Genomic DNA, 11,043 nt, shown 5'->3' with positions numbered 1-11,043 from the left:
ATATACTAATTTCACATCTGTCGGATTAGCGGAGGCTTACCATGGACAAAAAGCAAAAAACTTTTTCTACAGGATTTATTTTGCTGGCACTATTAGTCGCTTGGCTGTTCAATGATTATGTCTACAAGCCATTCGTCATTCGCGAAACCGAGGTCAGCTACCATGCCTTTCTCCAACACTTAAATGAAAATAAAGTTAAGCAGGTTATTTTAACCAGCGACCGCATCATTTTTACCCTAAAGGAAACCGAAGATCAAAAAGAAACTATCGCTAATGTCGTACCGGTTAATGATCCGGACCTAATTGACCGGCTAATCAAGTCTGGAGTTGAGTTTTCGGCTCAAGCGCCAACGCAAAGTTTGCTCTCATCGATATTAGGGTGGTTGCTCCCATTATTGCCGTTACTATTGCTGTGGTATTTTATTTTTAAACGCATGAGCGGAGGGCCGACCGCCATGTCTCTAGGTAAAAGCAAAGCCCACGAAATAGAAGGCGAAATGATTGGAGTTAAATTTGCGGATGTCGGCGGAGTTGGCGAAGCCGAAGTGGAACTAAGGGAAATTATTGATTACCTGGTTAGTCCAGAAAAATTCACCCGCATTGGTGCGAAACTCCCAAAGGGGGTTCTGCTAGTAGGTCCTCCCGGAACCGGTAAAACTTTGCTTGCCAAAGCAACTGCCGGTGAAGCCGGAGTCCCCTTTTTCTTTCTTACAGGCTCTAGTTTTGTCGAAATGTTTGTCGGAGTTGGTGCCGCTAGAGTTCGCGACCTGTTCCAACAGGCTCAGAAAAAAGCTCCCTGTATTATCTTCATTGATGAAATTGATGCCATTGGACAAGCTCGGACAAATATTGGACGTATAGGAGGTAACAGCGAACAAGAAAATACTCTTAATCAGTTGCTGGCAGAAATGGATGGCTTTAAGGCGAATTCCGGCGTGGTCATTATGGCCGCCACCAACCGTCCCGAAATTCTTGATCCGGCATTAGTACGTCCAGGCCGATTTGACCGTCAGATTCAAGTAACACTGCCTACCGAACCGGGACGACTGGAAATCCTCAGAATTCATACCCGTAATATGCCATTAAGCAGTGATGTCCAGTTAGAACGACTGGCCAAAGTAACTGCCGGATTTTCTGGTGCAGAGTTAGCCAACATTGCCAACGAAGCCTCCCTACTGGCTATCAGGCGCAACTCCAATACCATTTCCATGAACGATTTTGACTTGGCCATTGAGCGAGTGGTAGCTGGCTTACAACGTAAAACCCCCCTCTCCCCAGATATTCGTAAAAAAGTGGCTTATCATGAAGTAGGTCATGCCCTGACTGCTTATTATCTTTCGGGAACAGATCCGGTACACAAAATCAGTATTATTCCTACATCCAAGGGTGCTCTCGGCTATACCATGCAGATGCCGGAAGAAGACCACTATCTTATCGGCGAAAACGAATTGCGGTCACGAATGGCAGTCATGCTTGGCGGGCGGGCGGCCGAGCTAATCATTTTTAATGAGGCCTCTACCGGAGCAGCCAATGATTTAGAACGGGCCACTGAAATGGCCCGGCGAATGGTTACCGAGTTCGGCATGTCCCCCAAATTAGGACCTGTCCGGTATGCCGTCGCAGCAGGCAGCTATTTGCAAACTGGGGCTACCAGCCGCAACGATTTAAGTCCCTTAACTATTGCTCATATTGATGAAGAAATTCGTCTCCTTTTGAATGAAGCCCAGTCAACCGCAACCAAAATACTGACCGATCACCTGGACATCCTGCATCAGGTTTCCCAATTCCTGCAGGAGGAAGAAGTCATATCAGGTGCCCAAATGACTGAGATTATACACAACATGTCACCATGAGAAAGCTTGTAATCATCTTTACCATGGTCAAAAACTCCTATCCCTCATCATGGAGGAATAGGAGTTTTTGCTGAGTTTGTTAGCCTTACATTAGCGTTTTACCTGCAAGCGTTTGGGCACTGGTATTCATTTGGTATTCAATCAATTCTTTATACTTTCTCCCAATATCTGAAGTCGGATTAACAAACACTTCAGAAGGCAGCCCTTCTTCCACAATACTCCCCTTATCCATCAGGACAATTCTGTCAGCTACCCGGAGGGCAAAAGGCAATTCGTGAGTCACAACAATCATAGTGCTGGCACGATAACGGGCCAACTCCTCCATGACCACCAGTACTTCCCGCACTAATATGGGATCCAGTGATGCCGTTGGTTCATCCCAAAGCATAAGCTCCGGTTCATACGCCAAAGCTCTAGCAATACCCACACGCTGCTGCTGGCCACCTGACAATTGATCGGGTTTATGACTAAGATGCTTTTCCAAACCAACCTTAATCAGTGCCTCTGTAGCTTTACACTGGGCCGTTTCCCGATCTATCCCGCCCATAACGAGTCCTAGCATGACATTTTCTAAAGCAGTTAACCGTCCAATAAGATTAAAATGCTGAAATACAAAGCCGATGCGTTTGCGCACCTCCCGCAATTCATCGGGTCCCATTGCCAGAATATCGACCCCTTTAAGTAAAATAGAACCGCGATTGGGTTCCACCAGCCGGTTAATGGTTCTAATGGTTGTTGACTTGCCACAACCTGATGGTCCCATTAGCACGACAGTTTCCCCGGTGTTGACGGTAAGGTTGAAATTATTAACAGCCACTAAACTGCCAAATTGTTTATACAGGTTTTGGATGACAAGCATAGCCTCTCCACCTAACCTATTTAAATTTCATTTTTCGCTTATTCAAGGATTGAAGTAATCCCGGACGACTATTAGGAATAACAATTTCACGCATGATTTCATCAAAGGACATTCCCAATGCTTCGCCAGCAATCACTTCATCGGTCGCAAGCGGACTAATTTTTTCCGCATTGTTGGCAATTAACCACCCCAGTGCAGCTCCAAGTAGCGGTACCCCAATCCATGGCAGATAAGGAATACCGCCTCCCGACAAAATAAACATCATGGTCAATAGCAGCGCACCAACAGCCATACCGTAGAGACATTCCGGAGCCGTAAAAGTATTTCTTAGGCCTTGCACCAGCCGCATCCAACCCTTGGCTGCCGGTATTTGGGTCATTGTCCGCTGTCGGCGAATGACACTCATAATAGCAGTATGATCAAGGGTCAGGAAAATAATCGCAGCAATCAACGAAACCATGCCTGCTAAAATAGCTTTGACCTGTGCCAAAATCATCATGACTTCGGCACGGGGATCTGGCTCGATTACTCCTAGCGCGGATGTATATAACGACACATTACTATGTCCTACCACCCGATAAATAACTGGTGCTACCAAATCGATGGTCGTACTACTTTTGGTTAGGATTTGTAACCGTTGGCTGGGAATAACCTGACCGGCAATAAATTTATCCAAAAGTATGATGGATTGACTGATTTCCTCGTCTTTCAGATTAGGCACGGCTGCCCCCAGATATTGCAATTGCGCAGCAACAAAGGCGGTGTCGAAGGTTTGCAACTCTGCCAGACGACCATGAATATCATTCAGTGTACTGCGAGTGCCATTAATATCAAAGGCTTGCAGACTGGCAAGGGTATTATTACCGTTAGCGACTATATCGTCAATAGACGACTGCGCCTGCCGAGCAATTGTTGCTACATTTTCAAGTGCTTCCAGCCCGGCCTGAAGATTAGCCAGATTTTGCTGCGTTACCGTTAACTCGTTAATAGACGATGCTACATCGGCATTAAGCAGCCGGATCACTTGTAAAGTATTCAACAAGGTACCTATGGCCAGCGAAGAATTATTCACTTGCGCCTGAATGCTTCCGGTATTCAAATTAGCCAAACCGCTAGTAGCCGCCTCAATGGTTGTACCTGCATTATCTAAGCTGACCAACGTCTGTTCAATAGCCGCCAGGCTTGTACCGTAATTATCCAAAGCATTGCCGGCAATGGTTGTCATATTTTGGGCATCCTGAGCAATGCCAGGAATCTGTCCGACTAATTTAGCTGTCTCGTTTAATGCGTTTCCTAATGTTACGCGCGGGTTATTAAAACTGGCCGTACCTACTGGATTGCCGATTACAGAATTCACCACGGTATATCCCTGGTTATTGGCCATGTCCATGGCATTTCCTTGCATAACCATGCCTTCTGCCGCCCCATCATTCTTTACGGTTGTTACTTGGACTAAAACATGATCCGGCTCGACGGCAGCTCCAGGAGTAGGAGCATTGGCTGCCGTTCCCTGGAAAGCGATAGTATCACCAATGCTAAACCGTACTCCGGCTGCCGGAGTAATAGTCGCTTTAGTAATAAAGGCGCTTAAAAACCGTTTTAATTCAACCATCGTACTTGTAAGATAAACCATCTCATTATTACGGCTGTCAATAGACACACTTTCCGCATACCCGGCGGCTTTTTCTGCCCGGATAGCATCAGCAATTTGCTCCCCTAAACGTATGCCATTCTCAGGCTCACTGCCAACCGGAAAAGCAATATCAATAATATGATATTGCGAAAATAATTTCTCAATTTCCGCATTGACCGCCGACGAATATTCCAATGACTTTATGATAACGATAACTGAACTCCCGTCACGAAAAGCAAATAACACGCCTTCCATTTGCATGATTTGCTCAATAACCGTATTTATCGCACCATCGGGAACCGCTCTAATAGTTATCCGCGGTTCAGTCATAATACTAACGCCTGATCTGCCAGGGACACTGCCAAATATACTATCGATGGTCTCATAGGTTTGTTTGGTTTTATACTCATCCGGCAAACCTACAAAAAAGCTTGTCAGTCCGCTTAGTGTTGGTCCTTCCTTAAGCGTAGCCCCTGGGAAAACCTGATCGATCACTTTGCCAATCTGAACCTTACCATCTTCTTTCATTTCTTCCCGAACATTAATGATTAGGTCAAATTCACCGTATTCGCCAACCAGCGTGGATATGGTTGCAGAAAAGTAAGTATCAGCCGTCCTTGCTACTATGCCTGCCAATAATGAGCCAAGCGCCACACTGACAATGATAAGTATGACCACATCACGGTTAAAGGTATTTAAAAAGAAGGTTCGTATAATGGCTTTACGAATGGTAGTTAGCGTATTTGCCATGATTGCCCCCCTTATCCTGGCTAGATGACCATGTTATAGTATCTCCCCATACTGGATAATTTACCAATAAAGAGCGGCTTGTCCGAAAGTTGGCTTTTTCGTCTAAGTTTGGTATCATAAACATAGATGCCGCAGGCGTAAGGAGGCAATACCCATGAACAAAAACGGTTTCTGGCGAAAATGCAAAACCTCGCTGTTGATTGTTTTGTTTACCATAATTACCATAGGCTCGGCTCCGGCCACCGCGAATGCTTCCTTGACCAATATTTTGCTAGGCGGTTTTTTACAGTATTACTACTTACAGCAGACATTAACCCATATGCACTATAATGAAAGCGAAAAAATACTGGCCAATTTCAAAAAAGAGTATGGGGTTAACCAAGATGAAACAGCCAATCGCCAATTGAACTCGGTTATGTCTAGGCTATTAGCAAGCATTGATCCTGAAGGAAAGATAAAACCCCCATTCTCCTGGTTTGTCAATAATCAACAAAGTTTTAACGCTTTCTGCGGATTGGGAAATACGGTAAGTGTCAATATCGGTCTATTTCATGAGCTTAATTACAATGAAGATGAACTAGCATTTGTGCTGGCACATGAACTTTCCCATGGCTTAGAACAGCATTCTCTGAAATCATTGCCTAAGATTGTCTCCCTATCCGTAGCCCAGGCTTTGTACCAGGAAAAGAATCCCAATGCTGCCTCAGCCATAACAACTACAATTATTTGCCGCCAACTCATAGCTACCCATACAACCTTGCCTCAGGAAAAACAGGCAGATGCCAACTCGTTTACATATGCAGTCAACGCAGGCTATAATCCGGGTGCGGGAGCGGCTATCTGGGCAAGAATTGCTGCCAAACATGGCACGAAAACACGCAGCTCTTTTGAAAATATCATAAACCCCAATGATCATCCCACCAATCAGGAAAGAATCGAATACTTCAGCAAGCGATTAACCGAATACAGTAATCACAAAGTGAAAGTTGAAAACACTACGGTATATGTAAACGGCAAACCCTGGGTTACCCCCATAGCTGCCGCCAATGGTTTACTTGCCGAGGAACGGGCCTACTTTATTGCCGGCAATTTAGCCACCGTATTTCACAGCATCCCCTCAGGAGCTCCTTGTATCGTAAACAACGGCCAACTCACTATGAACGGCATAATCATTATGGAGCCATTACCTAGCGAGAAAAGCCCAGCAGAGCTTGCTAAGCAATTAAATGGAATTTTAGGTTTTTAGTATCCGACCAACTCTCCCTTTACCGAATCAACCACGCAAAAACCCCCAGGCTCAGTTTGAACCTGGGGGCTATTATGTAGGATTACCTAAATCTCATCTGCATGATTTCATGAATAGCTCTTTTGTGACGCTGGATCTCTTTTTTCTGACGCTCATGCCATTGTTTCTTGGTCTCAAACGGGAGACGTTTCATGTTTTTTTCGTGACGCTTATTCTCTTCCTGAATTCTGCGATTCTTTTCTTTTTCAAACTCTCGCCGCTCATGATCATGCCGATGCTCATAACGCGGCGGATCGCAAGGTCTTGGTGGAGCTGCCTCAACAGCTGTGGCAAACAAACCGACTTGCAGTAAGCCGACCAGGGAGCATATGATTACTTTTTTGGCTACACGTTTTATGGAAACCACTTCCTTTCCATGTAAGTCGGAACCATAATTAATAATAAACTCCTTTTTTTAGAATTATTTTAGAAACTACTTATGTTATAAAAATAATTACGCCCGGTAGCCAAAGCTACCGGGCGATACCGATACCCATCATCGACTGAGCCGAATCTGGGATACTTCACATCTTGTAACTTCAATTTCCTTGTTCCGATGTGCAAAGTTATTAATAAGATATGCAGAAATAGTTACTATGTGCCGAATGGCTTTCATAGTATTATCTCCCTTTCTAGCCAACTTACTTAGTATTAATTATTATATAAGAAAAAAACTTGATAGTCGATGGGGTTTTATGTAAAAACGCTGCGTAAACCGTCTCAGTTTTCGCAGCGTTCATTTTATATTTGATTTTGGGAAACCAGGCTGATCATTGAGAAATCAAGACCTATAGCACTAAACCATTACCTTATTCACAACCAGAAATAGCCGGAAAATATTCTTTTCGGCCAAAAATTTACTGATAATTCTTAATCGCACGCACAGTTGTGGCCAGCCCACATATGCTTGCTCTTACACATCCATTCCTGAACTTCATTCAGAGCTTCGCCAAACCGTTGGAAGTGGACGACTTCCCGTTGCCACAGAAAACGCAATGTATCTTTTACAAGCGGATCATCGGTACAAGCAATCAAATGCTCATAAGTTGTTCGTGCTTTTTGCTCTGCCGCCATGTCTTCGGTCAAATCGGTTATGGGATCGCCGAGGCAGGCAATATATTTAGCACTCCAAGGCACACCATTCGCATCAGTCCAAAACAGTCCATGATTATGCTGAACAAACTGCCCTTCCCAGCCGGCTGCTTTAAACTCTTCGCAGCTAGCCCCATCAACCAGTTTATATACTAAAGCTGCAATCATTTCCATGTGAGCCAGCTCTTCGGTGCCAATATCAGTGAGTAACGCTTTCGCATTATTTGTCGGCATGCTGTAGCGTTGGTTCAAATATCTGAGTGAAGCAGACAATTCACCGTCAGGACCGCCATATTGGGTAATTACCATCTTGGCAAATTTGACGTCTGGACAGGTGACACGTACGGGATGTTCTAGTTTTTTTTCATAGATCCACATATCCACTGCTCCTTATTCCAAAATTATATTTCCCACGGCCAAGGCCCTTGTACCCATTGCCATTGTTCAGGAGACGAAGTGCTAAAACCAAAATTCAGCAATGGTCCAAACTCACATTCATATTTTTCTTTATACTTTCTTAACATTTCTGCCGCACAATTAAAGTCATGCAGTGCCTCTTGGTCACAAGGATGGGTGTCAAGATACAAATTCAGTTCGACGGCAACAAATTCCATCTCCTGGACTTTTTTAAGTAAGGCACGTTGTCTATCAAGTTTCACGTATTTACACCTCCTAACATTATTTCGGGATTTTATAAACGCCCCAGAGTTCCGGGAATAAAGTCCCTTTCATCAGAGCCTCAGGCGGAGTAAAAGCTTGTTCATAAAACTGCCAAGGAACATACGCATGGGCTAGCATTATGCAGTCTGGCATATCGTCACATGCAGCAGATCCCATCATGTCCATACTCTCCATTTTATGTTCATATTCGCTGTTGCACTTCTCCATATCGTCATTCATGTCCATACACATATCCATATCACACATATCATCTACGTCATGCATGTTATCTGGCATCTTCATACCTTTATTTTTAAATAGAGGTTTTGCATACATCTGATGTCTGGTAGCTTTTTTCTTCACTAAGAAAGCCTCCTCTCATTAACTTAGTGTATTTTATGTGAATCCAATAGCAAATGTCACCACAGGAACAAAAAAATTCGGCAGAAACCTGCCGAATTTTTTGTTCATATGTATTAAGATGCCGGCATAATTAAGAAAGCAAGAATATATAATGCCAATCCTGCCCCTCGATACAATACCGCCAGCGCCCAGGCCAAACGAATGAGCGAAACATCTAAGCCGGTATAGGCGCTAAAACCGGCACATACGCCTAACACCATACCATTTGACTGATCCAATGCTAAGTGGCGGTGGATTCCGGCGTCAGGTGTCCCGGTTCCCTGAACAAACTGCCAGATGGTTAACCCACTGAAAAGATAGGCACCTGCCCGAATTAGCCAGATCATACCAAAGCCCCCTTGAGAAATTAGCGCAAGCCGCTAATTTCCGGAATAATTACTAATATAATTTCACTAGTAATTATTTCCGTATCAAGAGGGCTTTAAACATCACTTCTGTTTACTTCACGAGTTTTAGGCGACGACGCGCAGGCGTTGCTTTGCTGCCTGGCTTAAACACCTTGCCGGTACTCCGGCGGCCAACACTAATCAAAAGACCAATCGCGGTACAATTAACAATCAGGGAAGTGCCTCCAAAACTAATAAACGGTAATGGCACACCAGTAACTGGTACGACCCCTGAAACCATGGCAATATTACCAACAGCCTGCCCAACAACCAAAGTCGTCACACCAGCTGCCAAAAATAGTCCATATCCGTCCGGAGCCCTGCTGGCAATCTGGATTCCGTACCAAGCTAAACCGCCCAAAAGCAATAATACCACTGTCGCCCCCAAAAATCCCATTTCCTGACATAACACGGCAAAAGCAAAATCGGTATGCGCTTCTGGCAAATAGTGAAATTTACTGGCTCCCATGCCTAACCCGGAACCAAAAAATCCGCCTGAGCCGATGGCTAACAACGATTGCACAGTCTGATAACCTGATGTCTGCTGATAAGCCCATGGGTCAAGCCAAGCCCAAATGCGTTCAGCCCGGTAAGCAGCAGCATAAACAAGATACACCGTTAACACGCCAGCACCTAGAGCAAGTACATATAGTTCCTGTTTGGGGATACCTGCTAATATATACAACACCAGGCATAGTCCGACAATTACAGCGGCCGTCCCCATATCCGGCTGCCTATGTACAAATGCACCAAGTACTATAGCTACAGCAAGCGGCCATGATTTCAGAGATACTGGCCTACCACGATCAAGCTGAGCTCCAAGATAAGCGGCAGTAACAATAATTACGGTAAGTTTGGCAAACTCTGAAGGTTGGAAAGTAAAACTGCCTATAGTGAGCCAGCGTTTAGCACCATTGGCTTCTACCCCGACAAAATGCACTGCCAACAAAAAACCAATCGCTAACAATATGGCCAACAGGAGCCAGCCGCGCTGAATTTTCCGGTAGTCTATCACCGCAGCAACCAGCAAGGCTATAAACCCCACTGCAAAAGAGATTAAGTGGCGGGTAAGAAAAAAGTAACCGTCACGAAATAATTGGCCACCCAGTACAAAACTGGCACTAAAAATATTAATGGTTCCAATAACAAATAAAATGCCGGTAATAAAAAATACCGCTTCAGCCGGACTAACCCATAATCTAGGAAAGTTCCTAAGCCTCTTTTCTTTCACGTTCTGACGCTCCTCTGCAAAAAGTACGTTAACAAAACAGTATTCAACCCAATATTATATATAAGATGATGAACCATCGACTACAAAACTTCGGGTAAAAAGAGGTGATCCGCATGGGGTAAAGCCATACAAAATATTGGCAGTTGATGCCACTACCCATGCTGTAATTCTTGCCGACGGGCCTAGCGGCGAAATTCTAAAAGAACTACACTATGCACCAGAAGTAACCCCTATCGAACTTGCCGTTACCCCAGATAAAACCAAAGCCTATCTGCCCTGTACCAGTACACATGGTAACAACCGTATTCTCGTAGTCAATCTGACCAGTTTGTCCCTCTACGGCCTGCCGCTGACTATTCCTTACCCGGCTCAGTTCGTCTTAGCAGAAAATAGTCCCACTACCGCCTATCTTGCCGAACCCTGCGGTAACCTACATCGTCTGGACTTAGCCACCATGTCGTCCGAACTGCTAGGATCACCAGCAGTCAAGGCTAGTTGCGTAGGTTTGGCAGCTAATGAGAAAAATATCTATACCGCGTGGGAACACAACGCCGGCGGCACCATTATGGAATTGAATATGTCGGGCACCGTCGTGTGGCAATACGACATGGCCGGTATTCCCACCAATATCATTCTCGCTGGCAATCGGCTGATTGTGCCTTTTACCAATACAGCGTTTACCGGAGAAGGAGCTGTACTGTTTAACTTAAGCAAAAAGCCTTCTTCCCCGAGCGTTATTACCATCCAATGCTCCAGTTGTCCTAGCGGGCTGGCGGCTTATCCCTGTCACGCCGCCGTAACTGCCGACAACCAAACCGCGTACATTGTAAATGAAGACGGAGCGTCGATTGTTGTCGTCGACCTTGAATCA

At 44.9% G+C, this 11,043-nt stretch carries 11 protein-coding genes; 3 read left to right on the top strand and 8 right to left on the bottom strand.

The features are described 5' to 3' along the window. Window positions 1-41 precede the first annotated feature (41 nt). On the top strand, window positions 42-1,853 hold the full coding sequence (ftsH, locus tag AC29Z1_RS00915) for an ATP-dependent zinc metalloprotease FtsH (protein WP_488269576.1): 1,812 nt from the start codon (window positions 42-44) through the stop codon (window positions 1,851-1,853). Window positions 1,854-1,938: 85 nt separating this feature from the next. Here the strand turns inward: ftsH and AC29Z1_RS00910 are convergent, their stop codons facing one another. Together AC29Z1_RS00910 and AC29Z1_RS00905 are read right to left on the bottom strand one after the other, a co-directional pair. Beyond that, window positions 1,939-2,712: an amino acid ABC transporter ATP-binding protein gene (locus AC29Z1_RS00910; RefSeq protein WP_488269575.1), complete on the bottom strand. Its 774-nt coding sequence runs from the start codon at window positions 2,710-2,712 to the stop codon at window positions 1,939-1,941. Between the two features lie 16 nt (window positions 2,713-2,728). Beyond that, window positions 2,729-5,095 carry a hypothetical protein gene (locus AC29Z1_RS00905; RefSeq protein WP_488269574.1) on the bottom strand — a complete coding sequence of 789 codons (2,367 nt, stop codon included), beginning with the start codon at window positions 5,093-5,095 and terminating at the stop codon, window positions 2,729-2,731. A 154-nt stretch (window positions 5,096-5,249) separates the two neighbouring features. Between AC29Z1_RS00905 and AC29Z1_RS00900 the strand changes: the two genes are divergently transcribed. Next, entirely contained in the window at window positions 5,250-6,341 is a 1,092-nt protein-coding gene (locus AC29Z1_RS00900) for a M48 family metalloprotease (RefSeq protein ID WP_488269573.1), read from the top strand. An 82-nt stretch (window positions 6,342-6,423) separates the two neighbouring features. Here AC29Z1_RS00900 and AC29Z1_RS00895 read toward each other — a convergent pair whose 3' ends face one another. The 6 genes from AC29Z1_RS00895 to AC29Z1_RS00870 all read right to left on the bottom strand — a co-directional run bounded on the left by AC29Z1_RS00895 (window position 6,424) and on the right by AC29Z1_RS00870 (window position 10,172). Then, on the bottom strand, window positions 6,424-6,747 hold the full coding sequence (locus AC29Z1_RS00895; protein WP_488269572.1) for a hypothetical protein: 324 nt from the start codon (window positions 6,745-6,747) through the stop codon (window positions 6,424-6,426). 503 nt (window positions 6,748-7,250) lie between these two features. After that, window positions 7,251-7,850: a manganese catalase family protein gene (locus AC29Z1_RS00890; RefSeq protein WP_488269571.1), complete on the bottom strand. Its 600-nt coding sequence runs from the start codon at window positions 7,848-7,850 to the stop codon at window positions 7,251-7,253. 23 nt (window positions 7,851-7,873) lie between these two features. Beyond that, window positions 7,874-8,131 (bottom strand): spore coat protein CotJB, encoded by a 258-nt coding sequence (locus AC29Z1_RS00885; protein ID WP_488269570.1) that lies wholly within the window; start codon window positions 8,129-8,131, stop codon window positions 7,874-7,876. Window positions 8,132-8,150: 19 nt separating this feature from the next. Further along, the gene (locus AC29Z1_RS00880) at window positions 8,151-8,495 is read right to left on the bottom strand and encodes a spore coat associated protein CotJA (RefSeq protein WP_488269569.1); all 345 of its coding nucleotides are present in this window, start codon (window positions 8,493-8,495) and stop codon (window positions 8,151-8,153) included. 113 nt (window positions 8,496-8,608) lie between these two features. Then, window positions 8,609-8,881 carry a PspC domain-containing protein gene (locus AC29Z1_RS00875; RefSeq protein ID WP_488269568.1) on the bottom strand — a complete coding sequence of 91 codons (273 nt, stop codon included), beginning with the start codon at window positions 8,879-8,881 and terminating at the stop codon, window positions 8,609-8,611. Between the two features lie 112 nt (window positions 8,882-8,993). After that, window positions 8,994-10,172 carry an FtsW/RodA/SpoVE family cell cycle protein gene (locus tag AC29Z1_RS00870; protein ID WP_488269567.1) on the bottom strand — a complete coding sequence of 393 codons (1,179 nt, stop codon included), beginning with the start codon at window positions 10,170-10,172 and terminating at the stop codon, window positions 8,994-8,996. A 136-nt stretch (window positions 10,173-10,308) separates the two neighbouring features. Here AC29Z1_RS00870 and AC29Z1_RS00865 point away from each other — a divergent pair. Continuing rightward, window positions 10,309-11,043, top strand: a 735-nt coding sequence (locus AC29Z1_RS00865; RefSeq protein ID WP_488269566.1) for a hypothetical protein, incomplete at its 3' end; no start/stop codon positions are given.

Source organism: Sporomusa sp., assembly GCF_057736855.1.
This window is presented reverse-complemented; position numbering and strand designations above follow the sequence as displayed.